Genomic DNA, 25801 nt, shown 5'->3' with positions numbered 1-25801 from the left:
ATTCATAAAACCGGTGTCAATGCCAAAAGCCGGTGGCCGAGGAATCCTCAGCCACCGGCTTTCAGAATACGTGCTTGACGGATTAGTTGGCTTCGCTGACTTCCGGCGTAGCAACGGAACCGCGGGCATCCAGGTCGCGCAGCTGGCCTTCGATGTAGGCCTTGAGGCGTGAACGGTAGTCGCGTTCGAAGCCGCGGAGCTGTTCAACCTTGCGCTCCAGGACGGAGCGCTGCTGCTCGAGGGCGCCAAGGATCTTGCGGGACTTCTCCTGTGCGTCGTTGACCAGGCTGCTGGCTTCGATCTGCGCTTCGGCGATGATCTTGTCCTTCTGGGCCTGGCCGTCGGCGACGTGCCGATCGTGCATCTGCTGGGCCATGGCCAGCAGGCCGGCTGCGGACTCAGCGGAGGGGGTTCCGACCGCGGTGGAGACTGCGGGGGCTGCCGCGGCAGGAGCGGACGGCTGAACGTCCTTCTTCTTCGCTGCTTCGGCAGCCTTGGCTTCGGCTTCCGCCTTTTCGCGTGCCTCATCCTTGTCGGCCTTGACGGGCGCGGGGACCTTCTCCACAACGGGGGAAGCGGCCGAGCTGGCCGGAACGCTGGACCCGGCTTCGGCGAGCTTCTTGCGAAGTTCGTCGTTCTCCTGGTTCAGGCGGCGGAGCTCAACAACGATCTCGTCCAGGAAGTCATCAACTTCGTCCTGGTCGTAGCCCTCGCGGAACTTGGTCGGCTGAAAGCGCTTGTTGACAACGTCTTCTGGCGTCAAAGCCATCTGGTCACCTCACTGGTCTAGTTAGTCAGTAGGCCTTCCGGCCGTCAAAACTACGGTACCTAAATTTGGTCTGGTTACTCTAATTCAACACTGCGGTGTCAAACACGAGTTTTCTTCGCTTCACAGTAGCTGTTCCCGGACGGGTCCACCTGCGCTGCTAGGTCTATTTCGGGTAAATCAGGCAAGTCCCCTGGTGATCCCCATCGCAATGCTGACGGCAATGAAGAGGATCAGGAAACCAAGGTCCAGGGAGATGCCGCCCAAACGCAGGGGCGGGATCAGCCGGCGAAGCACTTTCAGGGGCGGATCGGTGATTGAATACACGGCGTGGGCCACCACCAGGGCTACGCCCCGCGGGCGCCACTCCCGCGCAAACATCTGCACCCAGTCAAAGACCAGCCGGATGATCAGTGCAACAAAGAACAGAAGCAGCGCGAGATAGACAAGTCCGAAAGCGATTCCCATGACTTAACTCATATCTCCATGTCCATATGTGCACCGCGGCGTGCTGCCGATGTGTCCGTTCTATTTCAGCACAGATGCCAGACAGGTGTCCCTGTCTGGCATCCACGCACCGCCTGGTGCTCAGCTTTGGTTGAAGAAGCTTGCCTGTGTTTCGCTGGCTTTCTTGTCATCGCCGATGACCTCAACGTATGACGGCGACAGCAGGAAGACCTTGTTGGTGACCCGCTCGATGCTCCCGCGGAGTCCAAAGACCAGGCCGGCGGAGAAGTCCACCAGGCGCTTCGCATCGGCCTCGCCCATGTCGGTAACGTTCATGATCACCGGAATGCCGTCCCGGAAGCTCTCGCCGATGAGCTTGGCATCGTTGTATGAACGGGGGTGGATTGTGGTGATCTGGCGAAGTCCGCTGGTTTCTTCGCGGCTCGAGGCCGCTCGCTTAATGGGAGTCACTGGGGCGCGGTATTCCTCTTCGGGGGTGTAGGACGCTTCGCGGCTGACCTCGCGGACGGGTGCAGGTGCACGGCGCTCCTCGCGGTCAGCTTCCATAGTTTCGTCCTCATCCTTACGTGTTGACTGGTGCTCGGACTCGTAATGCTCATCGCCGTCGGCGAGCCCAAGATAGATCATTGTCTTGCGCAGAGCGCCGGCCATGGTCGACTCCTAATCGTGTCCCGTATGCGGGCCGCCCAATGACTTGACAGCACTGGAGTCCCCCGCCCATCACTTCCAATAGGACCGACGCTACCCCACCGGGGGACGCGATCCGAGAATATCGGAACCGATTCGCAGGTGTGTCGCCCCGAAGGCTATGGCGGCTTCAAGATCCTGGCTCATGCCGGCGGAGATGGCGGTGGCACCGGGATGCTGTGCAACCAGCAGGGCCGAAAGCCCGGCAAGCTTCTCGAAGGCGGGCCCGGGCGGAGCGCCAAGCGGGGCAACGGCCATCAGGCCTGCCAGGCGAAGGCCCTCCCCTGCTGCTATCCGGTCGGCCAGCAGCGGCACCTCGGACGGGGCGGCGCCGCCCCGGTGGGCACCGGCGTCCTCTTCCAGGCTGACCTGGATGAAGCAGTCCAGGGGCGCCCGTCCCGTGCTGTCCTGCTGGATCCGCATGGCCTTGGCCAGGGCATCCACAAGCTGGGGCCGGTCCACCGAATGGACGGCGGCGGCATAGCGGACCACCGACTTGGCTTTCTTGGTCTGCAGCTGTCCCACAAAGTGCCAGGTGAGCCCGCAGTCGGCCAGGAGTTCCGCTTTGCCGGCTGCCTCCTGGTCGCGGTTTTCCCCGACGTCGGTGACGCCGAGGGACGCGAGCCGCCGGATATCCTCCACCGGATGGAACTTGGTGACAACGATCAGTGTGGGCAGCCGGTCCCCGCGTCCGGCCGCCGCGGCGGCAGCACCGATCCGGCCGCGGACCGCTTCCAGCCGGCCGGCCAGCTCGGCGGTGCGTGGATCCCTGCCGGGCGCATCCCGGCCGCCAGCCTCGCCGCCGTTCGCGGAGGGCTCACCCATGGCACCAGACCAAGCCGGCGAAACGCCCCGTGTTCCTGTCGCGGCGGTATGAATAGAGTGAGTTCGTCTCTAAGGTGCACGGACCGGCGTACTCCACGTCTACCCCGGCGCGCCCCAGCTGGCTCCGGGCGCCGGCCGGCAGGTCCAGTGCCGGCGTACCCCAGGACGTGGTGGACCGCGTCGCGGGCACAAGGGCGGCCACCTCATCCCGCAGTGCCGTAGGAACCTCGTAGCAGCTGCCGCAGATGGATGGCCCAAGCCAGGCTTTTATGCCCGAAGCTCCCAAGGACCTCATGCTGTCCACGGCCGCGGGGATAACGCCGTTGGCCACGCCTGGCCGCCCCGCGTGCACGGCGGCCAGGACGGGACCGTCGGCGGACTCGCCGGCGAGGAGGACCGGAATGCAGTCGGCCACCATCACCGCGAGCGGCAGCCCGCGCGAAACCATGGCGTCGGCCTGCGGAGCCACGCTGGCGCGCTCCATCACGGCAACGGCAGTTCCGTGAACCTGGTTCATGAACCGCAGGCCGTCAGGCCCGATACCCGTGGCAGCCTCCAGCTGTTCACGGCGCCGCCGCACTGCCAGGGGGTCGTCGCCCACGTGGAGTGCGAGGTTTCCGGCACCGGTGTCAGTGAACGCCGCAGACACCCCGGGCAGGATCTCGGCGCGCCAATGGAACAAGCCGCGGCCTACTTCAGGAAGTCGGGGACATCCAGGTCATCCGAGTGGCTGCCGGTCAGGTCAGGTTCCACCACGGAGGGAAGGTCCACATCGAAGCCGGAGTCAGCCGGAACGGCGGACGGGCGCTGCTGCCCCCAGTTGCTGAGGCCTGCACCTACCCCTGCATGGACAGGCTGGACGTGCGCCTGGTGGCTGCCGGCGGACGGCGCCTGGGACGGGGCGGGAGCAGCGGCCGGAGCGGCGGGCCGCTGGGGCGCCACCTGCGGCTGGGACTGGTCCATGGAGGGCGAAGTGGCCTTGACGTCGTCGAAGCCGGCAGCGATGACCGTCACCCGGGCCTCGTCACCCAGGGCGTCGTCGATCACTGCGCCGAAAATGATGTTTGCCTCCGGGTGGGCAACTTCCTGCACCAGCCGCGCGGCCTCGTTGATCTCGAACAGGCCGAGGTCGGAACCGCCCTGGATGGACAGCAGGACGCCGTGGGCACCGTCGATCGAGGCCTCCAGCAGCGGGGACGCGATGGCGAGTTCGGCAGCCTTGACCGCCCGGTCCTCACCGCGCGCGGAGCCGATGCCCATGAGCGCGGAGCCCGCACCCTGCATAACGGACTTGACGTCCGCGAAGTCGAGGTTGATCAGGCCCGGGGTGGTGATGAGGTCCGTAATGCCCTGGACGCCCGACAGCAGCACCTGGTCGGCAGACCGGAAGGCGTCCAGCACGGAAACGTTGCGGTCGCTGATGGACAGGAGTCGATCGTTGGGAATCACGATCAGCGTGTCGACTTCGTCACGCAGGGCGTCGATGCCTGCTTCTGCGGAACCCGCACGGCGGCGGCCTTCGAACGTGAAGGGGCGGGTGACCACGCCAATGGTCAGCGCACCCAGGGAACGGGCGATGCGGGCGACGACGGGAGCGCCGCCGGTGCCGGTGCCGCCTCCTTCGCCGGCCGTCACGAAGACCATGTCGGCGCCGCGCAGGACTTCCTCGATCTCGTCCGCATGGTCCTCGGCGGCCTGCTTCCCCACCTCGGGGTTGGCGCCTGCTCCCAGCCCGCGGGTCAGCTCGCGTCCGACGTCGAGCTTCACGTCCGCGTCGCTCATGAGCAGGGCCTGGGCGTCGGTATTGATGGCGATGAATTCAACACCTCGAAGGCCGACCTCGATCATGCGGTTGACTGCGTTCACGCCACCGCCGCCGATGCCGACGACTTTGATGACGGCCAAGTAATTCTGCGGAGCTGCCACGTTACGTGTCCCTTGTTCGTGTCTTATTGCGAAAACTGATGGAGAGCTTGAAGCCTGCAACCTTAACCTTCGAGTTGAAGGTTATAGTTATGTCAAGTAACTCATGTCTGTGACGGTATTTCCTCTGGTTGCCACATTCAATAACCGGCTCCGCGTGTCGGATTAATACCGGAAAATAAAGCGTTAGCGGGTCACCGGGTGCCGGGGCACGCTCACGTCGTAGACCCTCACGGGATTCTTGGGGTCGGCCGGAACCTTCAGGAGCGCGGCCAGCACTTTGGCCTTGAGTTCCCTTTCGCCGGCGTTGCCCCAGATGATGGTCTGGCCGTCCACGAGCTTGAGCTCCACCGCGTCCACCGATTGGGCGGAGGCGTTGGACAGCTTCGCCAGCACGTCTGCCGGCAAGGCGCCAAGGACTGCGGCCGTGGCACGGAAGAGATCCTGGCCGATGGTGCCCGCGCCGCCGTCGATCACCGGCAGCGACACCGAGGCAGGATCGGCCGTGGCAGCCAACTGCACGCCGTCGACGTCCACCAGCTGGTACTGCTCCCCCTGCTTGACCAGCGCCACCGGCACCCTTTCCCGCACAGCCACGGCAAGGCCGGACGGCGGCCTCGCCTGCGCGGACACGGACTTGACCTGGACCAGCGGTTCCAGCAGCCGGGCCACCTCTTCGTCGGTGACCTGCGGTAATGGCTTCCCCTGCAATGGCTCCAGCGCGGCCTGCACCTGGGCAGGCGTCAGCAGGCGCGTCCCGGACACGGAGATGGTGTGGACAGCCAGGACCGGGGAAAAAATGGCCGTTGCCAGCAGCCCCGCCACAACCGCAACGAGGATGCCCGCCGCCGTCAGGAGATTCCGTTTCCGCCGCTTCCCTTTCGGCTCGGGGAAAGCCACCACGTTCGCCCCGGCTGTCCCGGACGGCGCCGGGGCCTCCGCCTTGTTCCCCTTACCGTTGCCACGGCCGAAACCGCGGATGACCGCTTTTGCGGGTTGCCGGGGCTTCTTCGGCTTCTGCGGTTTTTCGGGAGCAGGCTCGGGGACACTCCGGGACGCCGAAATGACATCGTCCCCGCCACCTCCACCGCCTCCGCCGGACCGGCCGGTGGAGGTGTAGGTGGGCCGGCGGGTGCTAGCCACGCAGGGCCTCTACGATCTGCGGTCCATACGCGGTGACATCACCGGCGCCCGCGGTCAACACGATGTCCCCGTCCGCGGCGGAAGCCGCCAGGAGTGCGACGGCGTCCCCGGCCGCCACCAGCCGGCCACCCTCATCCAGGTGGTCGGCTATGAGCTGGCTGGTTACACCCGGGATGGGATCCTCACGGGCGGGATAGATGTCCAGGACCAAGGCGGTGTCGGCCAGGTTGAGGGCATCGGCGAACTCCTGCGCGAACTCCCGGGTGCGGGAAAACAGGTGCGGCTGGAAGAGGACGTGTACCTTGTGGTCCCCCGCAACGGAGCGGGCTGCGGCGAGGGCAGCGCGGACTTCCGTCGGGTGGTGGGCGTAGTCGTCGAACACCCGCACTCCCCTCGCCTCGCCCTTGAGCTCAAAGCGACGGGAGGCACCGGAAAAGTGCGCCAGGGCGGCGGCCGCAATGCCAGGGTCAACTCCCAGTTCAAGGGCGACAGCGAAGGCGGCCGCCGCGTTCAGCGCGTTGTGCCGCCCTGGCACCTGCAGGTCAAGCGGATAGCGGCCCGACGGTGTGGAGACGGCTGTGTCGCCGGGACCGCCGTCGTGCAGCAGGAGGTCCGCACTCTCTCCGGTTCCGTAAAGCACCACGCGCGTGGTGCCCCGCTGCCGGGTCCTTTCGGCGAGGGCCAGCGCGCCGGCGTCGTCCGCGCAGGCAACCAGCACCCCGTCGGCGGGCAGCAGCGCGGTGAACCGGTCAAAGGATTCGTAGACCGCTTCAGCCGTTCCGTAGTGGTCCAGGTGGTCCGGCTCCACGTTGGTGACCACGGCGATCCTGGGCCGGTAGTTGAGGAAGGATCCGTCGGACTCGTCGGCCTCCGCCACGAAGATCCCGGAGCTTCCGTGGGCGGCGTTGACGCCGAGCGCGGGGACATTGGCGCCGATGGCGAACGAGGGGTCCAGGCCCGCGCTCTGGAGCAGGACGGTGACCATGGAGGTGGTGGTGGACTTGCCGTGGGTTCCCGCCACGGTAACCACCGTGTCGCCGCCCATGGTGGCCGCCAACGCCTCGGACCGGTGCAGCACCGGCAGGCCGGCTTCCCTCGCCGCAACAAGCTCCGGGTTGTCCGGGCGGATGGCCGAGCCGGCCACAACCGTCTGGGCGTCACCAAGGTTCGCGGCGGCATATCCGACGGCGATGCGGGCACCGGCCGCTGCGAGGTCGGCCATGACCGGCAGGTCCTTGGCGTCGGAGCCGCTGACCGGAACGCCGCGGGCCACCATGATCCTGGCCACGGCTGACATGCCGACGCCCCCGATGCCCACGAAGTGGACCCTGCCCAGCGATTCAAGGGCCGGAATTTTGGCGTGGTTCATGCTTTCACCGCTTCCAGGATGAGATCAGCCATCCGCTGATCGGCGTTCCGGATGCCAAGCCGGTAGGAACTGGCTGACATTGCGGCAAGCCGTGGCCGGTCCGTGACCAGCGGAACCAGTTCCTTGTCCACCCATTCGGCCGTGAAGTCCCGGTCGCTGACCAGGAGCGCGCCCCCGGCAGCCACCAGTCCTGCAGCGTTCAGGGCCTGCTCGCCGTTGCCAATGGGCAGCGGCACCAGGACTGCCGGTACCCCCACCGCAGCAACCTCGCATACCGTGGCCGCACCTGAACGGGCCAGCAGTACGTCCGCCGCGGCATAGGCAAGCTCCATGCCGTCGATGTATTCCACCTGCCGGTAGCCGTCAGCCGCGAGGGGGTTGCCGGCGGCGTCCAGGACGGTCTTGCCGCGCCCGGTGATGTGCAGGGTCTGGATGCCCGCGCCGGCAAGGCGGTCCACTGCGGCGGCGATGGTCCTGTTGATGCTCTGCGCCCCGGAGGATCCCCCGGTGACGATCAGCGCCGGCTGTGCCGGGTCCAGGCCCAGGGCCTCCCGGGCGGCGGTGCGCGCCGCGGCCCTGTCCAGCCCGGAAATCTCGGAACGCATCGGCATTCCCACGTGGGTGGCATGGCGCAGAGGGGTGTTGGCGAAGGCGACGGCCACCCTGTGGGTCATCAGGGCACCCACCCGGTTTGCGAGGCCCGGCCGGGCATTTGCCTCGTGGATGACGATGGGGATGCGCCGTTTGCGGGCAGCCAGGTACATGGGCGTGCACACGTAGCCGCCGACGCCCACCAGGACGTCCGCAGCCGCTTTGTCCAGGATGGCTCCGGCCTGGCGCACGGCGCCGGCGAGCCGGGCGGGAAGCCGCACCAGGTCAGCCGAAGGTTTCCGTGGGAACGGAACCCTGTCGATGGTCGCCAGCTCCACTCCTGCAGCCGGAACAAGCCTGGTTTCCATCCCGGACGGCGTGCCGACGGCAAGGATGGCGGCAGCGGGAGACGCGCTCCGGAGGGCGGCGGCGATGGCCAGCAGCGGGCTGATGTGCCCGGCGGTGCCGCCGCCTGCCAGGACGATGGAAGGGGTTTTGGAGGTCATGGAGGGCTAGGCACGCTTTCTTGCAGTCTTCTTCCGGGCCGCGTCTTTCCGCGCCGGCTTGGCCTTGAACTTGAGCATCCGCTTGGGCCGGATGGACGGGGCCATCTGCTCCCTGGCCAGGGAGAGCACCACGCCGATGGCGCAGAGCGACATCAGCAGCGCCGAGCCGCCATAGGAGATGAACGGCAGGGGCACACCGATGACGGGCATCAGACCGGTCACCACGGACATGTTGACAGTGGCCTGGCCCAGCAGCCACACCATGATGGTGCCGGCCAGCACGCGGTGGAACATGTCCGCCTGCGCCACTACCACACGGTAGATCGCGGCGCCCAGGATGGCGAAGAGGATGAGGACGACGACGGTCCCCACCAGGCCGAGTTCCTCGCCGATGATGGCAAAGATGAAGTCGTTGTGGGCTTCGGGGATCCAGCTGTACTTTTGCCGGCTCTGCCCCAGCCCAACGCCGAACCAGCCACCCGACGCCAGCCCGTAGAGCCCGTTGGTGGCCTGGTAGTTGGCGTCGATGCCGTCGGCGCAGGACTCGCCGGTCCACCACGAAGTGATCCGGCACATGCGGTTCGAACTGGTCACAGCCATGACGGCCGTTCCGGCGGCGGCCACCAGGCCTGCGATACCGAAGAGATACAGGGGTGCCCCGGCAAAGAAGAGTGCGGCAGCCGTGATCATCATGATGATCATGGCCGTTCCGAGGTCATTGCCCACCAGGACCAGCACCACGATGATGATGGCCATCGGGACGGCAGGGACCGCGACGTGCTGCCAGAGGCTGAGGAGCTTTCCCTTCCTGGCCAAAACGGTAGCCATCCACAGGGCGAGGGCCAGCTTGGACGCTTCGGACGGCTGGAAGGTGATGCCGCCGAGGTCGATCCAGTTCTTGTTGCCGTTGACCTCCGCACCCACAAGCTGCACCAGTCCCAGGAGGACCACGGCGCCGATGATGGCGGGCCATGCGAGCCGCTTGAGCCACACCACATTGATGCGGGACAGCACGAACATGGTGAAGATGCCGATTGCGGCGAACATCCCCTGCTTTAGGGCATCGCCGTAGGGTGACTTGCCGGCGGCGATCGACTCGACGCTGGACGCAGAGAGCACCATCATGATGCCGATCGCCGTCAGCGCCAGGGTGGATCCCAGGATGAGGTAGTAGGTGGAGCCGTTCCGGGAAGTTCCGGTTCCTTCCAGCGCCGACCAGAACTTCCGGTAGCCGGCCCGCAGCCGGGTTACGGCAGTGGCGGGACGGCTGGCCGGCGATGCCGAGGAGCCGGGACGCGGCTTGCCGGCCTGCTGCCGGGCAGGCGGGCGTGTTGGCGTGCTGACCATTGTTACTCCTCGCCGGTCTGGGCCTGCCCTTCCACCAGCTCGCGGACAGCTTCGATGAAAGTGTCACCGCGGTGAGCGTAGGAAGAGAACTGATCCATGGAAGCAGCTGCCGGGGCCATCAGCACAGTATCGCCGGAACCGGCCAGCTGGGCTGCTGACGCAACCGCCCGGGCCATCACCGGTTTCCCGGCCAGGGGGGAACCGGCCTGGATGCCGTCTGTTGCAGCAGTCTGCACCTGTTCAGTGTCACCCGCCGCCGGCTGGATCACCGGGACATCGGGCGCGTGTCGCGAGAGGGCGCCGGCCAGCGCGGAAGTGTCGGTTCCGATCAGGACCACCGCCTTGAGCCGGTGCGCGTGCTCCCGCACAAGGTCGTCGTAGGTGACACCCTTGGAGAGTCCTCCCGCGATCCAGATGACGTTGCTGAATGCAGCGAGCGAAGCGGCGGCCGCATGCGGGTTGGTGGCCTTGGAATCATTGATCCACAGGACTCCGTTGTGGCGGGCCACCGGCTGGATGCGGTGGTTCCCGGGCACGTAGTCCTGGATCCCCTGCCGCACGGCCCTGGGCTCCACGCCGTAGGCGCGTACCAGGCCTGCGGCCGCCAGTGCGTTGGCCACCATGTGCCGGGGTGCAATGGCGCCAAGGTCGGCCATCGAGGCAAGTTCCGCGGCGCTGTCCCTTCGCTCTTCGATGAATGCCCTGTCCACCAGCAGGCCTTCCACCACGCCCAGCATGCTGATGGCGGGGGTGAGGGTAGTGAAACCGACGGCCCGGCAGCCCTCCACCACGTCGGCGTTTTCCACCATCCGCTCGGTTTCAATCTGCTCGGCGTTGTAGAGGCAGGCTTTTTGGGTGCGTTCGTAGACCTTGGCCTTGTCCGCAAGGTAGGAGTCGTAGGAGCCGTGCCAGTCAACGTGGTCCTCGGCGACGTTGAGGCACACGCTGGCCACCGGCGAGAGGGATTCCGACCAGTGCAGCTGGAAGCTGGAGAGTTCGACGGCGAAAACGTCGTACTCGACCGGGTCCCGAATGGCATCCAGAATCGGCGTACCCACGTTGCCCACGGCGATGGCCTTCAGTCCGGCGGCGCGCAGCATGGATTCGGTAAGTCCCACCGTGGTGGTCTTTCCGTTGGTTCCGGTGATGGCCAGCCAGTCCGCTGTCTTGCGGCCCTCCCGCACGCGCACCCGCCAGGCGAGTTCAACGTCGCCCCATACCGGGATGTGCGCCCGCGCAGCAGCGGCCAGCAGGGCCTGGTCCGGACGCCAGCCCGGCGATGTCACGATCAGCTCCGGAAGTTTGCCGTCGATCTTTGGCAGGCGCGTCACTGCATCATCGCCGAGCAGGACGTCGGCGGCGCCGACGATCTTCAGGGTTTCAGCGTGGGCTTTCGCTGTATCGCTGGTGGCGGCGTCAACCACCACCACGCGGGCACCGAGTTCAATCAGCGTGTCAGCGGCGGCGAACCCTGACACGCCGATGCCGGTGACTGCCACCCGCAGCCCGGCCCAGTCTGAATCCCAGCTCACGAGCTCCTGGAGGCGTGGGGAAACGGTCACAGCAGCACAACCCATTCAGCGTAGAAAATTCCCAGGCCTACGGCGACGAAGAGCCCGCCGAGGATCCAGAACCGGACCACCACGGTCACTTCAGCCCACCCCTTCAGTTCGAAGTGGTGCTGCAGCGGCGCCATCTTGAAGACGCGTTTACCGCCTGTGGCTTTGAAATAACCCACCTGGATGATCACCGAAAGCGTGATCAGGACGAACAGTCCGCCAATGATCCCCAGCAACAGCTCCGTCCTGGAAAGGATGGCAAAACCTGCGATCGCACCGCCAATGGCGAGGGAGCCGGTATCCCCCATGAAGATCTTGGCCGGCGAGGTGTTCCACCAAAGGAATCCCACCAGGGCAGCGCTCATGATGGCGGCCAGCAGGGCCAAGTCCAGGGGGTCCCGGACCTGGTAGCACCCGCTGCCGGCTTCCCGGGGCGAGCCGCAGGCCTGGTTGCTCTGCCAAATGCCCATCAGCGTATAGGCGCCGAAGACCATGACCGAGGCCCCGGCTGCCAGTCCGTCAAGGCCGTCCGTGAGGTTTACGCCGTTGGTGGCGGCAGTGACGATCAGATTGGACCAGATGACGAAAAGGATGGCGCCCAGCACGGTTCCGCCGAAGGCGAGGTCCAGCCAGGGCAGGTCCCGGACCAGGGAGATCTTGGTGGAGGCCGGCGCGAGGCCGTCTTCATCCGGAAAGTTGAGGGCCAGCACAGCGAAGATGACGCCCACTGCTGCCTGCAGGATCAGCTTCGCCTTGGCGTTGAGCCCCAGGCTGCGCTGCCGCGAAATCTTGATGAAGTCATCCAGGAATCCGACAAGCCCCATCCCCACCATGAGGAACAGCAGGATCAGGGCGGAGGCGGACGGGCCAGGCGAATCCGGATTCACCATGAGCATGATGAGGTGCGTCAGGCCGTAACTCAAAAGGACCGCTGCCACCACGACGGTCCCGCCCATGGTGGGTGTTCCGCGTTTGGTGTGGTGGGAGGTCGGGCCGTCGTCTCGGATGAACTGGCCGTAGCCGCGGCGGACCAGGAGCCGGATGAACAGCGGCGTGCCCACCAGGGCGAAGAGGAGCGCCAGTCCGGCGCCGATCAAAAGTGCAATCACAGCTGTGTGCTCCTTTCATCGGCGGGCTGCGGGGTTTGTGGGGGTAATGCTATCCGATCGCCCAAATGGCGAAGTCCCACGCTGTTGGATGATTTGAACAGCACCAGGTCGCCGGGTTTGAGTTCCGCTGACAGCAGCTCGTACGCGTCGTCGGCGGTCTCGGCGAAGACGCATTCGTCACCCCAGGAGCCCTCCTGGACGGCGGATACGTAGAGGGCACGGGCTTCCCGGCCCACTACCACCAGCCGGGAAATGTTAAGGCGCACCACCTGGGTGCCCACGGCCGTATGCTCGCGGATGGAATCCTCGCCGAGTTCGAGCATGGCGCCCAGGACTGCCCAGGTGCGCCTTCCTTGGCCCAGGTCCGCGAGTGTGCGCAGGGCCGCGCGCATTGACTCCGGGTTGGCGTTGTAGGCGTCATTGATGATGGTGACGCCGTCCTCCCGCTCGGTGCGCTCCATGCGCCACCGGCTGGCTGCCGTTTGGCCGCTGAGGGCCGCGGCGATGTCCGGGCCGGGAATTCCTGCCGCCCACGCGGCTGCGGCCGCTGCCAGCAAATTGCTGACATGGTGGGCACCAATCAGGCGGCTGCTGACGTGGTGGGTCGTGTCCGCACCGGGAAGGAGGAGTTCGAATTCGGGGTGGCCCTCCGCGTTGGTGTCCGCATTGAGCGCCTGCACGCCGGCGCCGGGCCGGCCTTCGGCGGAGAAGCCGACGACGGACGCGGAGGTGCGTGCGCGCATGTCCGCCACCCTCTCGTCGTCGAGGTTGATGATGGCTGTGCCGGAGGCTGCCAGGCCTTCCACGAGTTCGCCCTTGGCTCGGGCGATGTTCTCCACTCCCCCGAATTCGCCGGCGTGCGCGGTCCCGACGCCGAGCACCACTCCGATGTCAGGCCTGACCATCTCGGCCAGGTACCTGATGTGGCCGATGCCGGTGGCGCCCATCTCGATCACGAGGTAGCGGGTGTCGGTTCCGGCGGTGAAGACGGTGAGCGGCACTCCGATTTCACCGTTGTAGGACCCCCGCGGCGCCACAGTGGCGCCGTGCCGGGAAAGTATGCCGGCAAGCAGGTCCTTGGTGGTGGTCTTTCCGGCAGAGCCGGTGATGCCGATGACAGTCAGTTCTTCGTTGGCCTCCGCGCGGGCGGCACGGATCCTCCGGACGGCTTCCGCGGCCAGCGCGCCCATCGCGAGCACGGCGTCGGGAACCACCACGGACGGATACGGCGAACCGTCCGGTGCTGCCACTGGGCGCTCCACTAGTGCCAGGCTGGCACCGGCGGTGAAGGCGGCTTCGACGAAGTCGTGTCCGTCCGCGTACTCGCCGGGTTTTGCGACGTAGAGCGATCCCGGCGTGGCTTCGCGGGAATCGGTGACCACCGACAGAGGCGTGATCCCGGGATCGGCGTCCAGGCGCCCTTTAGTGATGTCGGCGATTTCCGCCGCGGTAAATGCAATCATCTCGGTCTAGGACTCTATCCGGTCGTCTTGGAGAACGTTGAATCCCCTGGCTGTCAAGGCGCTGCGCAGCTCCACCCTGTCATCCAGTGCGAGGTTGACGCCTTTCACCTCCTGCCATACTTCATGGCCGCGGCCGGCAACCAGGATGCTGTCCTGTGGCCGGGCGAGTTCCACGGCTCGTTGAATGGCCTTGTCGCGGGGGAAAACCTCCAGCACCTCGCAGGGCAGGGACTCACCGGCCCGGGCTTCCAGCGCCCCTGCGAGGACGTCGGCGCGGATGGCTGCGGCGTCCTCGTCGTGGGGGTCGTCGTCCGTGACGATCACGGTGTCCGCAAGGCGGGCCGCGATCGCGCCCATGGCCGGCCGTTTGCCCTGGTCGCGCTGGCCTGTGGCGCCAAACACCACGATCAGCCGGGATTCCGGTTCGGCCGACCGGACGGCTTCCAGCGCCCTGGCCAGCGCGTCCGTGTTGTGTGCGAAGTCCACCACGGCGGCCGGCCGCTCGGAGACCAGCTGCATGCGCCCCGGGACGGCCACCGTGAAGGGGTCGCCCGCATCCAGGGCCGCCTGCAGCGTAGCGGCGTCAACGCCGCCTGTGAGGACCATGACCGCGGCCAGGGCTGCGTTGGCAACGTTGAAGCTCCCGGGAAGCCCCGTGTGGACCGTCAGGACAGTGCCGCCGGGCCCGCTGAGCGTGAACTCCGTGCCAAGCCCGCGGGGCTTTGCCTCCGTGACGGTCCAGTCGGCACTGTTCCCGGGCACGGTGGCGAGCGTGGTGACGGGCACCTGGGTGCTGGCTGCGAGGCGGCGCCCCCATTCGTCGTCGACCGTCACCACGGCCTTCCGCGCGCGGGCGGGCGTGAACAGTTCGGCCTTCGTGGCGAAGTAGTCCTCCATGGTGTGGTGCAGGTCAAGGTGGTCCTGGGTGAGGTTGGTGAACCCTGCAACGTCGAACTGCACTCCGTCCACGCGCTGGTAGGAGATGGCGTGCGAGGAAACTTCCATCGCGGCCGCAGCAAGTCCTTTCTCCCGCATCAGTGCCAGCAGCCCGTGGACTTCCGGGGACTCCGGCGTGGTCAGGAGGCTCGGAATCGGTTCGCCGCCGGCCAGGATCTCGATGGTCCCGATCAGGCCCGGCTTTTTGCCCAGGGACCGCAGCAGCGAGGTGATGAAGTAGGTGGTGGTGGTCTTGCCGTTCGTGCCCGTCACGCCGAAAAGCTGCAGCGCCGCCCCCTCCTGGCTGCGCCGGTAGATCATGGCGGACAGCGGGCCCACCACGTTCCGCGGGGCATCGACCACCAGCACCGGAACCGACGTGTCGGAGGACAAGGCCAGGAGGCGGGCACCGGCGTCGTCCGTCACAATGGCCGCCGCTCCCGCCGCAATGGCCTGGGCAGCGAAGTCGGCGCCGTGCCGGGTTGCGCCCGGAAGGGCGACGTACAGGTCACCCGGTTCAACCGTCCGGGAGTTCAGGGAGATGCCGGTCACCGCCACGTCAGCGGAGGCTCCCGGAACTACGACGCCGACCGCCTCGCCGATGCTGTCCAGCCGGACGGCATCAACGGCGGACGGCCGGAAGCGGGGCTGGTCCGGTCCCAGCCGTGCGGGTCCTTGCAGGGCTTGTTCGTCCTGTGCTTGTTCGTCCTGTGCTTGTCCCTGCGGGGCTTGTCCCTGCGGGGCTGCATGATGGTGGGACGGGTTGAACTCTGACAAGGGATCTCCGATGGTGCTAGTGGACCGTGTCCGGCATGGATGAACCGTAGCAGCGGCGGCTGCTCCGGATGCTGCCGGGGTGTTACTTGGCGAACTGGGGCAGTCTGGCCGGCTCGCCCGTGGACGGCTGGACGTTGTAGGTCCGCAGTGCCTGGCTCATGACCGACCGGAAGACCGGCCCGTTGGTAATCCCGTAGATGCTGCCCTTGGGCCGCTGGAGTACCACCTCCACAATAAACCGCGGATCATCCATGGGTGCCATGCCCACCATTGAGGCCGTGTAGCCGCAGAACCCGGACTTGCCGTCGTCGCAGGGAGACTCGGAGGTGCCCGTCTTGGCTCCCACCCGGTACCCGTCGATGGCCGCGTCCTTGATCTGGCCCTCGGTGACTGCGCTTTCGAGGATGTCCTGGACCTGCTGGGCGGTGTCCTCGGAAACGATCTGCCGCGGCTCCGCGGCCGGAATCTTTTCCTCTGTTCCGTCAGCGGAGACATAGGAGTCGATCAGGCGGGGCTGGAGCATCACGCCATTGTTCGCGATGGACTGGAACGCGCGCACTGTCTGCAGGGTGGACTGCGAAACGCCCTGCCCGAACAGGACTGTATATTCCTGCCGGCCGTCCCACTGTTCCCAGGGCGTCAGGATGCCGGAGGCAGTGGCCGGCAGTCCGATGTCCGGGGCTTCGCCCACCCCGAACTTCTTCAGCCAGTCGTAGCGCTGTTCCTTGCTCAGGCGCTGCCCGGCCATGACGGTGCCGGTGTTCATCGAATAGCCCAGGATGCCGGCCAGGGTCCGCTCCTCGGTTCCATGGGCAAAGGAGTCGCTGAAGGTCTGCCCGTCCACCGTGTAGGTGGGTCCGAGGGTGAACGTGTCCAGCGGCTTGGCTTTGCCCTCTTCGATGAGCGCCGCCGCCGTCATCATCTTCTCAACCGAACCGGGCTCGTAGGCGGCCGTAACGGCACGGACGCCGCGGTCCTTGGCCGCTACCCGGCCAGGGTCATTCGGATCCGGCGAATTGGTGTCGGCCATGGCAACCAGGTTGCCCGTCTTGACGTCCATCACGATGATGACGCCCCACTCGGCGCCCAGTTTGTCCGACTGGCTCTGGATCGCCTGCTGGGCGAAGTACTGGAGGTCCGAGTTGAGGGTGAGCTTGACGTCCTTCCCGTCCTGCGGGGGCGTCAGTTCGTCAACCCCCACGGGGATCCGGAGCCCGTCCGCACCGATCTCAAAGAGCCGTTTGCCGTCCGAGCCCTTCAGGAGTTCGTCCTGGGTCTGTTCAATGCCGGCCTGGCCGGTGGTGCCGTCCTGGAGGAAGCCGATGATCCCGCCGGCAACCGACCCGTTGGGATAGACGCGCTTGCTGACGCCTTCGGTCACGATGCCGGGAATCTGGAGCTGCGAGATGCGGTCCTCGACATCGGGCTTTACGTCCTTGGCCACGATGTAATACGGCTGCTGCCCGGTGACGGCCTCGCGGATGGCGTCCTTCTCCATGCCCAGGGCAGCCGCCAGCTCCGTCAGCCCCTGTTCCCGGCTGACATCAACCAGCTTCTCCTTGGCGTCGTCCAGGCGCTTGAAAGTCTCCGTTTTTGTGTTGACCCGCTGGTCCACCACCACGTTGTAGCGGATCACGCTGTTGGCCAGCACTGTGCCCCGGGAGTCCAGGATGCTGCCCCGTTCCGCCGGCAGGACGGTCTGTTTCATCCGGCTGTTGAGGGCGGCTTCCGCCATGCCCCCTACATCGAGCCCTTGGACGAGGAAGAGTTTGCCGCCCACCACCAACAGGAGCGTCAGCATGATGCCAAGCCCCAGGCGCAAGCGCTTGGTGGCATTGGGCACCTTGCTGTTGACTGCCTTGCCGGACCTCTGCGCCACCGTGAAATTCCTTGCTGCTCGACCCTGCTGCCTGTCAGACCTGCCGTTTTACTGCCCGGGCACCTTCTGCTCGGGTGCGGGGACGGATCCGCCGTGGAGCTCCACTGCTGCAGCAGCCGCTGCGGCAGCCGCCGCTGCGGGAAGGCCGGCAGGTGGACCGGCAGGCGTGGCCGCATCCGGGGTCGCTGCTTTGGAGCCCGCAGCATCAGCCGCTGCAGCACCCTGGGCTCCCGCCTCTGCCGGTTTGCGGCTTGCCAGCGGTTCACCCCTGGTTGCCGGCGGAACCACAATCAGCTGCCCTGCCACGGCAGGTGCGGGAATAACGGCCCCGGCGGGACCGCCCTTAACTGCCGGTGTCGCCTTGCCCGTGACCGTCAGGGTGGACAGGTCGATCTGGCCCTTGACCGTGGAGGCCACCATACCGAGCTCCGAAGCTTTGGCCGCCAGGTTCTGGGGCGCTTCGAAGTTCTGCACCTGCTGGGTGAGGTCCTGGTTCTGCTTGGTCAGCGTGCTCTGCCGTGCCCGCAGCTCCACCAGCTGGTACTGCGCGGTGGACACGGAGATGTTCAACACCAGCACGGCCACCAGGGCCACGGCAAGCAGGGCGAAGCAGAGCACTACGAATGGTGCGCGGCGCTTGCGGGGTACGGTGCGCACCACTGACAGCGGAGTCCGGCCCTTCCGGCCGTCCGCGGGGGTGTGTGCCGGAAGGGCCCTGCCGGCCGCCGAACTGCCGGACGCGGCGGGAAAGTTCTTGACGGCAGCGGTGCTCATGCAGCTCTCCTGGCTCTGATTCGTTCCGCCGCGCGCAGCCTTGCTGATGCAGCGCGCGGGTTTTCGGCGATCTCGACGGCGGTGGGCACCTCGGTGCCTTTGGTCAGGGTCTTAAGTTCGGCCTTGTGTTCTTCCAGCTCCACCGGGAACCCGAGCGGAGCTGAGGATTTGGAACGTGCCTGCAGGACGCTCTTGACGATCTTGTCCTCGAGGGAGTGGTAGGACATGACCACGATGCGCCCGCCCAGGGCCAAGTAGTCGACGGCGGCAGGCACGGCGCGTTCAAGGACGTCGAGTTCTTCGTTCACTTCGATCCGCAGCGCCTGGAAAGTGCGCTTGGCGGGGTGCCCGCCGGACTTGGCCGCGGCTGCCGGAACTACCGCCCGGATCTGTTCCACGAGTTCTCCGGTGGTGGTGAAGGGCTTGGTGGCACGGGCGGTGACAATCCTGTTGGCGATCCGGCCGGCGAACTTCTCCTCGCCCCACTTCCGGATGATCCGGACGAGTTCCTCTTCGCTGTAGTTGTTTACTACGTCTGCCGCGGTCTGCCCACGGCTGGTGTCCATCCGCATGTCCAGCGGGGCGTCGAAGGAGTAGGCGAAGCCGCGTTCGCGTTCGTCCAACTGGAGGGATGACACTCCGAGGTCCATCAGGATTCCGTGGACTTCAGCAACGCCCAGGTCCGCCAGGACGTCCGCTATCTCGTCGTAAACGGCGTGCACCAGGTCCGTGCGGGCGGCGAAAGGGGCCAGCCTCTCCCCGGCGAGGGCGAGTGCTTCCTCGTCCCTGTCTATGCCGATGAGGTGCAGGTCCGGAAAGCGCTGCAGCATTGCCTCGGAGTGGCCGCCCATGCCCAGGGTCGCGTCGACGGCCACCGGCGTTTCGCCGCGGAGCCTGGCCGCCTCGAATCCAGGTGCCAACAAATTGATGCACCGGTCCCGCAGGACCGGCACATGGCGTTCGGACGTTGGCTTGGGGTGTTCGTTCATGCCTCGTCCTTTCTCGCCGTTGGTGTCACCTTGTGGTGGCTTCTGGGACCAGATCCCCATCCGCGCCTATCGTCCGCCAGCCTGGCTCCGGGGAAGTGAGCCAGGATGGCCAGCCGATGGGCGGCTGGAGATCTCATCCAAGAAGCTGCCTGCTGTCCTGTTCCGGTCAGAGAATGCCCGGAATGGGGTCATCAGTTTCAGAGAAGGCTGTTTCCTTCTCCGCGAGGTATTCATTCCAAGCCTGGGCGTCCCAGATCTCGGCCCGGGATCCGGCGCCTATCACGGCGAGTTCCCTGCCGAGGCCTGCGTATTCCCGGAGCGCGGGTGGAATGGTAACGCGCCCCTGCTTGTCAGGTACCTCGTCAGAGGCTCCAGAGAGAAAGACGCGGATATAGTCGCGTGCCTGCTTAGAGGAGATTGGCGCCTCCCGCATTTGCTCGTGGACCCGCGCAAATTCCTTCTCGCTGAAGACGTAGATGCAACGTTCCTGGCCCCTTGTGAGCACCAGCCCGCTGGCAAGTTCCTCCCGGAACTTGGCGGGGAGAATGATCCGTCCCTTTTCATCCAGACGTGGCGAGTGAGTGCCCAGAAACACTGGCCCACCGCCTGTCCGCTGTCAGGAACTGCACATCCCCTATGTTGCAACCACCCTCTTATGTCCTCCACATTACTCCACTTTCCCCCACAGTCAACGCGAACGCGGCCCGATGGCAGGTTATTTATGGGAAAAGAACGCCGGAATTGCAGGGATTCCTGCCGGTGGTGGAAAGTGGAGGACTTTTGCCCCACGGGCTGACGGCAAGTTCCTGGCGCCGGCATCACCTGCCGGCAAAACTGCTGGTGATCGCCCGGCATGCGCCGCATCCACGACGTTCTTCAATTCCGGCCGTATTTATCGGGCGCGTTTTAAATGCGAAAAGACCCGCAAAGTGCGGGTCTTTTCGCCTGCCCCCTCCAACAGGGAGCGAAGTGGAGGTGCCGGGAGTAATTCGGCGGGAGGCGTTTAGGGTTCTCCCCTGCGCCTTTCATCCCACCGTTCCTCAAGGCTGCTCATAAAGGAACTCCTGGACTTCCCCGGCTTTCGGCCGCCGGCCTTGGATCCCGGCTTCGCCCCGGCCGAACTGCTCCGCATGGTGGCGAAATAGACGCCGCCGCCCATCACCACAAAGCCCAGGACTCCGACGAAGATGTTTTGGAGAGTGACACCCACGAGTAGCAGGAAGACGCCAGCCAGGGCGCAGAGGACGCCAATCACCACGTGCCTCGTGGACCATGAACGCCCCGGGTCTGAACCCATGGAATTCGCGAACTTCGGGTCGTCCTCGTGAAGCTGCTTCTCCAGCTGCTCAAGCAGCTTCTGTTCGTGCTCCGACAGCGGCATCACGACCTCCTTTTGTAGGCCAACGTCCGGGCTGATCCCAGCCACTACTTCTGCACCCTTAACGGCTGTTATGCCTAAGAGGTTCCCGCTCCGCCGGCAAAAGCGGAAATCGGTAACCCGGCATGCCGTCGCAGGAGCGGGAGCATGTCCAAGAGGGTCCGGCAGTAAGTCCAGTCACTCGAAAACTATGTATATCTAAGGATAGTTTGTCGAGGGCTGTTCTGAAAGACGGAAAAGACTTTGGCGGCGGCCCCGCCAAGGCGTCCGCCGGCCGTTATTCGGGGGTGTTTCCGGGCTCCATGAGGCGGGCGGGAAGGACGGACTTGCTGCCGAATTTGCGTGCCACTTCGTCGAGTGCCTGCTCAGCCGCCCGCCAGTTGTCGTCCCGCCGGTCGATGCTGAGCTGAAGCGAGGTCCGGGCAGCGTCTTCGAGCTGCTCGGCGCGCACCCCCACAAGCCGAACGGTCATTGCCCTGTCCCCCACGGACTCGAGCAGCTGCAGGGCGACTGCGTAGATCAGCTGGGCGCTGTCCACGGGAGTCTGGACCGTCCTGCTGCGCGTGATGGTGGAGAAGTCCGCGAACCGGAGCTTCAGGGCGACGGTCCGGGCCACCATGCCTGAACTCCTCAGGCGCGCGGCCGTGCGGTGGGAGAGGCGCAGCAGTTCCCGGTGGAGCAGGGCGTCGTCGGCGGTGTCAACGGCAAACGTTTCTTCCGCCCCGATACTCTTCTCCAGCCGGACCGGGGTGACGGGCCGGGGGTCTATGCCCCAGGAAAGCTGGTGGACATGCTCCCCCGTGGCGCCCAGCATCTTCTTCAGCGAAGAGACCGGCGTTGCCGCCACGTCCGCAACGGTCCTGATGCCCATCCTTGCGAGTACCTCCGCCGTCTTGGCACCTACTCCCCACAGGGCGCCGACCGGCAGGCTATGAAGATACGGCACGGTCTCATCGGGCGCGATCATGAGCAGTCCGTCCGGCTTGCAGCGGGTGGAGGCAATTTTCGCCACGAATTTTGATTCCGCTATCCCCACCGACGCCGTGATGCCCAGCTCAGAGCTAACCTGCCGCCGGATCATTTCCCCAATTCCCTTCGGCGCACCCAGGCGCCTGATGGCGCCGGTGACGTCGAGGAAGGCCTCATCGACGCTGAGGGGTTCGACGAGCTCCGTAATGGATTCGAAAATGCCCATCAGCTGGGCGGACACTTCGTAGTACAGCTTGTGGCGCGGTTCGATGATGACCGCGTGGGGGCACATGCGGGCGGCCACGGCCATCGGCATGGCCGACTTCACGCCGAATGCCCTGGCTTCGTAGGAGGCTGAAAGGACCACGGAACGGTCCGCGGGGAACCCGACGATGACGGGCCTGCCCATGAGTTCAGGACGGGTCCGCAGCTCCACCGAGACATAGAAGGCATCCATGTCCACGTGCATGATGCACTTGCGCCTGCGTCCCGGAAGGCGCGCTCCGGGCGGCTGGTTCTTACCTTCGGGCCCCACGGCTGCAATCCTATCCGTTTTGTACTGACTAAACTGGAGGCTGAATCCGGCATCAACACCAGGAGGAATGTCCCTGTGACGGTCTTTGGAAACCTTAAGCCAGCAGGGTTGGCAGTATTCGCTGCCGGCGCAGCTTTGCTGCTTGCAGCCTGCAGCCCGACTCCGTCAGCAGCCCCGGATCCTTCTGCCTCCGCTTCGGCTCCGGGAACTGCCGGATCAACCATCACAGCTTCCCCCAGCCCCTCCGCGTCGCCCAATACCTCGGCGACCGTCGGGGCGGTGGTGGAGGGCTTCCCGCAGCAGCTCCTTCCCCTTATGCCGGGAGCCAAGGTGGTATCGAGCAGCTTTGACAAGGCGTCAGCCCCCGCCACTGCCGCCCTGGTGGGAAGCATCGCAGCCCCCACCGCTGCGGTTGTGGACTATTACACCAAGGCCCTTGAAGGGCAGGGCTTCAAGGCAGTTCCTGGCGAAGCCGTGGGAGCAGTGGCGTCCAAGGACTTTGTCCGCGGGGACAACGAAACGGTCAACCTCTCGGTGGTTGAAGCTTCGGGCGTTGCCACATTCACCATCGGCGCCAACGTGGCAGCTGAGTCCGCCAAGTGACGGCAGCGGAACAGCTGAGGAATGAACAGGCGGACTTCGTTGCGGCGGTTGCCGGTGAGCTGACGGGGTTCCTCACCTCCCGGCAGGCCATCATGTCCGGCATCTCTCCGGATATCGAACCCCTCATGGGTTCCATCTCCAACCTGGTCACGGGCGGTAAGCGCCTGCGCGCGCTGATGTGCTACTGGGGCTGGCGGGGCGCGGGCGGACAGCCCGCCGCGCAACAGGTGGTGACCGCAGGCGCCGCACTGGAATTGTTCCAGGCGGCGGCCCTGATCCACGACGACATCATCGACCGGTCGGATACCAGGCGGGGCGGCCCAAGCGTCCACCGCCGTTTCAGCGAACTGCACGGGTCGCGGGGCTGGGCGCTGGACAGCGAACGGTTCGGGCACGCGGCGGCAATCCTGACAGGTGACCTGTGCCTCTCCTTCAGCGAAGAGGCGTTCACGGACATTGGCGAGCGGGCAGCCGCCGGCACCAGGGCCAGGCTGATTTTCAACCTCATGCGGGCGGAGGTGATGGCCGGCCAGTACTTGGACATCCTGGAAGAAGTTGCCGGTCCGGTAAGGGACCGGGCCGGGGCCGTTACCCGCGCACAGTCCATCATCCGGTTCAAGTCCGCAAAATACTCCACGGAGCATCCACTGGCCCTGGGTGGAGCATTGGCAGGAGCCTCGGATGAGCTGCTCCGCGGCTACTCCGCTTTTGCGTTGCCCTTGGGCGAAGCCTTCCAACTCCGGGACGACGTGCTGGGTGTCTTCGGTGATCCGCTGACAACCGGCAAGCCTGCCGGGGACGATTTGCGGGAAGGAAAGCGCACTGTGCTGGTTGCCCTGGCGCTGGACCAGGCATCGGCAGCCGAGTCTGCCTTCATCGACGCCAGGCTTGGCAGCCCGGACCTCTCCGAAGAGGACATCCTTGAACTCCGGCGCATTATCGAGGAATCCGGTGCGTTGGCGGCCACCGAAGTCCTCATCAATGAATTCGGAGCGGCCGCATTCGAGGCGCTTGAATCGCTCCCCCTGGACGAACTGCCGAAAACCGCCCTGCGGAGGCTGGCTGAAGCTACAGTCAGCCGCGCCTCCTGAGCAACCAGGCTTTGTTGGCCGGGGATGGCGGGCTTTTGGTGTTGCCGAACATCCCCGGCCAGTGGTTTACCAGGCGAGGGTTTGGGCCCGTCGCCTGATTTCCGTTTTGCGGCCCTCGCGCAGGGCGTCAATGGGCCGTCCCCGCAGCGATTCATCCGGGGTAAAAAGCCAAACGATCAGGTCCTCATCGGAATACCCGGCGTCAGCCAGGACAACAATCGTGCCCTTGAGGCTGTCTACAACCTGGCCGTCCTGGATAAACTCGGCCGGCACGGAACGGATTCTTCGTTCCCCGACACGCAATGCCGCAAGGGCACGCTCATCAAGCAGGCTGTGAACCCTGGTGATGGAAACATCCAATAAACGGGCGACGTCGGGTAGGGGCAACCATTCGCCCACAAGCTCTTCTACATTACTCACGGATCAAGGTTGCCACGCTGTGCGCCCTGCCGCCTAGTCGATACCCCTATAGGGCGCTCCTGACCTGCAGACACACCCGGAATTCTTCCTTGCGGCCATTCCCGGAATTCTTGTGCTATTTCGAAATCCGTGAGAGATTCTCATTGATCACATACGTAACAAAATTAACAGCAGTAACAGTAGTATCGAGAAATGACAGCGGCACCCCGCCCGCGCCCGCAGTTGAGAAGAGGATTCTTTCCATGACGATGTCCCGCTCGCACAAGCAGCCCCCGAAGCCGAGCCTGCCAATGCTTGCTGCCACCACTGCGGCGTTGCCAGCGGTTGTATTGTCATCCTTGGCCTTGGCCCAGCCCGCTGCAGCCGTGCAACCAGTCCGTGCCATCCCGGGAACGCTTGCCGCAGCCATGAAAGCCCAGGCTGCAAAAGCCACTGCGGCGGTCATCCCCGCCTCCGCCGTGTCCACTGCCATCCCGGCCGCCTTTAGGCCTACCCAGCCGCAGGCGCCCGCCGAGTACACCATTGCGCGCGGCGATACCATCAGTGCGATCGCTGGAAAGTTCGGCCTCAACACCGCTGACATCCTGAAACTGAACAACCTCCAGCCGAACACCATCATTTACCCGGGCCAGAAGATCAAGCTCTCAGGCTCAGCCGCTGCGCCGGCCGCCCCCGCTGCCGCTCCTGCACCTGCCGCTCCCGCCGCGGCATCCGGTGCCACCTATACCGTCAAGGCAGGCGACACGCTGGGCGCCATTGCGGCCCGGCATAACGTGGGCCTGGCTGACGTATTTGCCTGGAACAACCTCAGCATGCGCTCCATCATCTACCCGGGCCAGAAGATCAAGGTGGGCGCCGGCGAAACTGCCCCGGCCCCCGCTGCCGCTCCTGCTTCGGCAGGCCTGGCCTCAACGTCCGCGCCGGCTGCGCCGGTACCGGCCGCTCCGGCTCCGGCGCCGGCTTCCGGCTCCTACACGGTGAAAGCCGGAGATACCCTTTCGGCCATCGCCACGCGCCACGGCGTAAAACTCTCCGAACTGCTCTCTGCCAACCGCCTGAGCATGACCAGTGTCATCTACCCGGGCAACAAACTGGCCATCCCTGGAGGCTCGGCCCAGCCGGCGGCCCCGCAGCCGGCTGCCTCAGTGACGCCCCTCGTCCCAAGTTCATTCCTCGGATTCAGTTACCCTTCTGCGGTGGTCAGCTCGGCCAACGAGAACAAAGCCCTGCTGAACGCCTCTCCGGTGCCCTCCCGCAGCGAGATGCGGAACATCGTGGCTGACACCGCGCGCAGGATGGGCGTGGAACCCTCGCTCGCCCTTGCATTTGCGCACCAGGAATCCGGGTTTGACCAGCGCGCAGTGTCTCCGGCGAACGCCATCGGAACCATGCAGGTCATCCCGAGCTCCGGGCAGTGGGCATCGGATCTGGTGGGGCGCAAGCTGAACCTCCTGGACCCCTACGACAATGCAACGGCCGGCGTCGCCATCATCCGCCGTCTCCTCGCCACCAGCAAGGACACGGACACTGCCATTGCGGGCTACTACCAGGGCCAATACTCAGTGAGCAAATACGGGATGTACGACGACACCAAGGCCTACGTCGCCGCCATCAAGGCCCACCAGAAGAACTTCGGCTGACCTGCACCGCCCGGCACCACCCGCAGCCGGCTCGCAGGAAGATTTGACACGGGT

At 65.6% G+C, this 25801-nt stretch carries 24 protein-coding genes; 3 read left to right on the top strand and 21 right to left on the bottom strand.

The features are described from left to right. Nucleotides 1-82 precede the first annotated feature (82 nt). The 20 genes from SMD14_RS08085 to dinB all read right to left on the bottom strand — a co-directional run bounded on the left by SMD14_RS08085 (nucleotide 83) and on the right by dinB (nucleotide 21993). On the bottom strand, nucleotides 83-769 hold the full coding sequence (locus SMD14_RS08085) for a DivIVA domain-containing protein (RefSeq protein ID WP_157238503.1): 687 nt from the start codon (nucleotides 767-769) through the stop codon (nucleotides 83-85). 177 nt (nucleotides 770-946) lie between these two features. Beyond that, nucleotides 947-1234 (bottom strand): YggT family protein, encoded by a 288-nt coding sequence (locus SMD14_RS08080; RefSeq protein WP_139028864.1) that lies wholly within the window; start codon nucleotides 1232-1234, stop codon nucleotides 947-949. A 120-nt stretch (nucleotides 1235-1354) separates the two neighbouring features. Continuing rightward, nucleotides 1355-1885 (bottom strand): cell division protein SepF, encoded by a 531-nt coding sequence (locus SMD14_RS08075; protein WP_104997513.1) that lies wholly within the window; start codon nucleotides 1883-1885, stop codon nucleotides 1355-1357. Between the two features lie 90 nt (nucleotides 1886-1975). After that, the gene (locus SMD14_RS08070) at nucleotides 1976-2746 is read right to left on the bottom strand and encodes a YggS family pyridoxal phosphate-dependent enzyme (protein ID WP_321215932.1); all 771 of its coding nucleotides are present in this window, start codon (nucleotides 2744-2746) and stop codon (nucleotides 1976-1978) included. Then, nucleotides 2739-3428, bottom strand: coding sequence for a polyphenol oxidase family protein (locus SMD14_RS08065; RefSeq protein WP_321215931.1), 690 nt, complete (start codon nucleotides 3426-3428; stop codon nucleotides 2739-2741). The genes SMD14_RS08070 and SMD14_RS08065 overlap by 8 nt, the downstream gene beginning before the upstream one ends. 8 nt (nucleotides 3429-3436) lie before the next feature. Further along, nucleotides 3437-4672 (bottom strand): cell division protein FtsZ, encoded by a 1236-nt coding sequence (gene ftsZ, locus SMD14_RS08060; RefSeq protein WP_321215930.1) that lies wholly within the window; start codon nucleotides 4670-4672, stop codon nucleotides 3437-3439. A 183-nt stretch (nucleotides 4673-4855) separates the two neighbouring features. Further along, nucleotides 4856-5812 (bottom strand): cell division protein FtsQ/DivIB, encoded by a 957-nt coding sequence (locus SMD14_RS08055; protein WP_321215929.1) that lies wholly within the window; start codon nucleotides 5810-5812, stop codon nucleotides 4856-4858. Next, nucleotides 5805-7181, bottom strand: coding sequence for a UDP-N-acetylmuramate--L-alanine ligase (gene murC / locus SMD14_RS08050; protein ID WP_321215928.1), 1377 nt, complete (start codon nucleotides 7179-7181; stop codon nucleotides 5805-5807). Before murC ends, SMD14_RS08055 begins: the two co-directional genes overlap by 8 nt. Next, nucleotides 7178-8278, bottom strand: coding sequence for an undecaprenyldiphospho-muramoylpentapeptide beta-N-acetylglucosaminyltransferase (murG, locus tag SMD14_RS08045; protein WP_321215927.1), 1101 nt, complete (start codon nucleotides 8276-8278; stop codon nucleotides 7178-7180). Before murG ends, murC begins: the two co-directional genes overlap by 4 nt. Nucleotides 8279-8284: 6 nt before the next feature. Further along, nucleotides 8285-9625 (bottom strand): putative lipid II flippase FtsW, encoded by a 1341-nt coding sequence (gene ftsW, locus SMD14_RS08040; RefSeq protein ID WP_157238509.1) that lies wholly within the window; start codon nucleotides 9623-9625, stop codon nucleotides 8285-8287. A 2-nt stretch (nucleotides 9626-9627) separates the two neighbouring features. Next, the gene (gene murD / locus SMD14_RS08035) at nucleotides 9628-11202 is read right to left on the bottom strand and encodes a UDP-N-acetylmuramoyl-L-alanine--D-glutamate ligase (RefSeq protein ID WP_157238510.1); all 1575 of its coding nucleotides are present in this window, start codon (nucleotides 11200-11202) and stop codon (nucleotides 9628-9630) included. Then, complete coding sequence (gene mraY, locus SMD14_RS08030; RefSeq protein ID WP_321215926.1) at nucleotides 11184-12293, bottom strand: phospho-N-acetylmuramoyl-pentapeptide-transferase; 1110 nt, start codon at nucleotides 12291-12293, stop codon at nucleotides 11184-11186. Before mraY ends, murD begins: the two co-directional genes overlap by 19 nt. Continuing rightward, nucleotides 12290-13756, bottom strand: coding sequence for a UDP-N-acetylmuramoyl-tripeptide--D-alanyl-D-alanine ligase (gene murF / locus SMD14_RS08025; protein WP_321215925.1), 1467 nt, complete (start codon nucleotides 13754-13756; stop codon nucleotides 12290-12292). The genes mraY and murF overlap by 4 nt, the downstream gene beginning before the upstream one ends. A 6-nt stretch (nucleotides 13757-13762) precedes the next feature. Continuing rightward, nucleotides 13763-15373 (bottom strand): UDP-N-acetylmuramoyl-L-alanyl-D-glutamate--2,6-diaminopimelate ligase, encoded by a 1611-nt coding sequence (locus SMD14_RS08020; RefSeq protein WP_321216240.1) that lies wholly within the window; start codon nucleotides 15371-15373, stop codon nucleotides 13763-13765. 178 nt (nucleotides 15374-15551) lie between these two features. Beyond that, nucleotides 15552-17348 carry a penicillin-binding protein 2 gene (locus SMD14_RS08015; protein ID WP_321215924.1) on the bottom strand — a complete coding sequence of 599 codons (1797 nt, stop codon included), beginning with the start codon at nucleotides 17346-17348 and terminating at the stop codon, nucleotides 15552-15554. Between the two features lie 48 nt (nucleotides 17349-17396). After that, nucleotides 17397-18122: a hypothetical protein gene (locus tag SMD14_RS08010; RefSeq protein ID WP_321215923.1), complete on the bottom strand. Its 726-nt coding sequence runs from the start codon at nucleotides 18120-18122 to the stop codon at nucleotides 17397-17399. Further along, nucleotides 18119-19111 (bottom strand): 16S rRNA (cytosine(1402)-N(4))-methyltransferase RsmH, encoded by a 993-nt coding sequence (rsmH, locus tag SMD14_RS08005; RefSeq protein WP_321215922.1) that lies wholly within the window; start codon nucleotides 19109-19111, stop codon nucleotides 18119-18121. The genes SMD14_RS08010 and rsmH overlap by 4 nt, the downstream gene beginning before the upstream one ends. Before the next feature lie 166 nt (nucleotides 19112-19277). Next, the gene (gene mraZ, locus SMD14_RS08000) at nucleotides 19278-19706 is read right to left on the bottom strand and encodes a division/cell wall cluster transcriptional repressor MraZ (RefSeq protein ID WP_009358613.1); all 429 of its coding nucleotides are present in this window, start codon (nucleotides 19704-19706) and stop codon (nucleotides 19278-19280) included. Between the two features lie 408 nt (nucleotides 19707-20114). Continuing rightward, entirely contained in the window at nucleotides 20115-20492 is a 378-nt protein-coding gene (locus SMD14_RS07995) for a DUF3040 domain-containing protein (protein WP_157238514.1), read from the bottom strand. Between the two features lie 274 nt (nucleotides 20493-20766). Beyond that, entirely contained in the window at nucleotides 20767-21993 is a 1227-nt protein-coding gene (gene dinB, locus SMD14_RS07990; RefSeq protein ID WP_321215921.1) for a DNA polymerase IV, read from the bottom strand. A gap of 75 nt (nucleotides 21994-22068) precedes the next feature. Here dinB and SMD14_RS07985 point away from each other — a divergent pair, with 75 nt between their 5' ends. Further along, nucleotides 22069-22596 carry a hypothetical protein gene (locus tag SMD14_RS07985; RefSeq protein ID WP_321215920.1) on the top strand — a complete coding sequence of 176 codons (528 nt, stop codon included), beginning with the start codon at nucleotides 22069-22071 and terminating at the stop codon, nucleotides 22594-22596. Further along, nucleotides 22593-23687, top strand: a complete 1095-nt coding sequence (locus tag SMD14_RS07980; protein WP_321215919.1) for a polyprenyl synthetase family protein — start codon at nucleotides 22593-22595, stop codon at nucleotides 23685-23687. Before SMD14_RS07985 ends, SMD14_RS07980 begins: the two co-directional genes overlap by 4 nt. 66 nt (nucleotides 23688-23753) lie before the next feature. Here SMD14_RS07980 and SMD14_RS07975 read toward each other — a convergent pair whose 3' ends face one another. Further along, nucleotides 23754-24107 carry an Rv2175c family DNA-binding protein gene (locus SMD14_RS07975; protein ID WP_321215918.1) on the bottom strand — a complete coding sequence of 118 codons (354 nt, stop codon included), beginning with the start codon at nucleotides 24105-24107 and terminating at the stop codon, nucleotides 23754-23756. Nucleotides 24108-24349: 242 nt separating this feature from the next. Between SMD14_RS07975 and SMD14_RS07970 the strand changes: the two genes are divergently transcribed. Further along, nucleotides 24350-25747, top strand: a complete 1398-nt coding sequence (locus SMD14_RS07970; protein WP_157238516.1) for a lytic transglycosylase domain-containing protein — start codon at nucleotides 24350-24352, stop codon at nucleotides 25745-25747. Nucleotides 25748-25801 lie beyond the last annotated feature (54 nt).

The organism is Pseudarthrobacter oxydans (assembly GCF_034258515.1).
GTDB lineage: Bacteria > Actinomycetota > Actinomycetes > Actinomycetales > Micrococcaceae > Arthrobacter.
This window is presented reverse-complemented; position numbering and strand designations above follow the sequence as displayed.

Excerpts from the sequence above, each read along its gene's own strand:
- SMD14_RS08085 (WP_157238503.1), bottom strand. The coding sequence starts at position 769 with ATGGCTTTGACGCCAGAAGACGTTGTCAACAAGCGCTTTCAGCCGACC.
- SMD14_RS08080 (WP_139028864.1), bottom strand. The coding sequence starts at position 1,234 with ATGGGAATCGCTTTCGGACTTGTCTATCTCGCGCTGCTTCTGTTCTTT.
- SMD14_RS08075 (WP_104997513.1), bottom strand. The coding sequence starts at position 1,885 with ATGGCCGGCGCTCTGCGCAAGACAATGATCTATCTTGGGCTCGCCGAC.
- SMD14_RS08070 (WP_321215932.1), bottom strand. The coding sequence starts at position 2,746 with ATGGGTGAGCCCTCCGCGAACGGCGGCGAGGCTGGCGGCCGGGATGCG.
- murC (WP_321215928.1), bottom strand. The coding sequence starts at position 7,181 with ATGAACCACGCCAAAATTCCGGCCCTTGAATCGCTGGGCAGGGTCCAC.
- murG (WP_321215927.1), bottom strand. The coding sequence starts at position 8,278 with ATGACCTCCAAAACCCCTTCCATCGTCCTGGCAGGCGGCGGCACCGCC.
- ftsW (WP_157238509.1), bottom strand. The coding sequence starts at position 9,625 with ATGGTCAGCACGCCAACACGCCCGCCTGCCCGGCAGCAGGCCGGCAAG.
- murD (WP_157238510.1), bottom strand. The coding sequence starts at position 11,202 with ATGGGTTGTGCTGCTGTGACCGTTTCCCCACGCCTCCAGGAGCTCGTG.
- murF (WP_321215925.1), bottom strand. The coding sequence starts at position 13,756 with ATGATTGCATTTACCGCGGCGGAAATCGCCGACATCACTAAAGGGCGC.
- SMD14_RS08010 (WP_321215923.1), bottom strand. The coding sequence starts at position 18,122 with ATGAGCACCGCTGCCGTCAAGAACTTTCCCGCCGCGTCCGGCAGTTCG.
- rsmH (WP_321215922.1), bottom strand. The coding sequence starts at position 19,111 with ATGAACGAACACCCCAAGCCAACGTCCGAACGCCATGTGCCGGTCCTG.
- SMD14_RS07995 (WP_157238514.1), bottom strand. The coding sequence starts at position 20,492 with ATGCCGCTGTCGGAGCACGAACAGAAGCTGCTTGAGCAGCTGGAGAAG.
- SMD14_RS07970 (WP_157238516.1), top strand. The coding sequence starts at position 24,350 with ATGACGATGTCCCGCTCGCACAAGCAGCCCCCGAAGCCGAGCCTGCCA.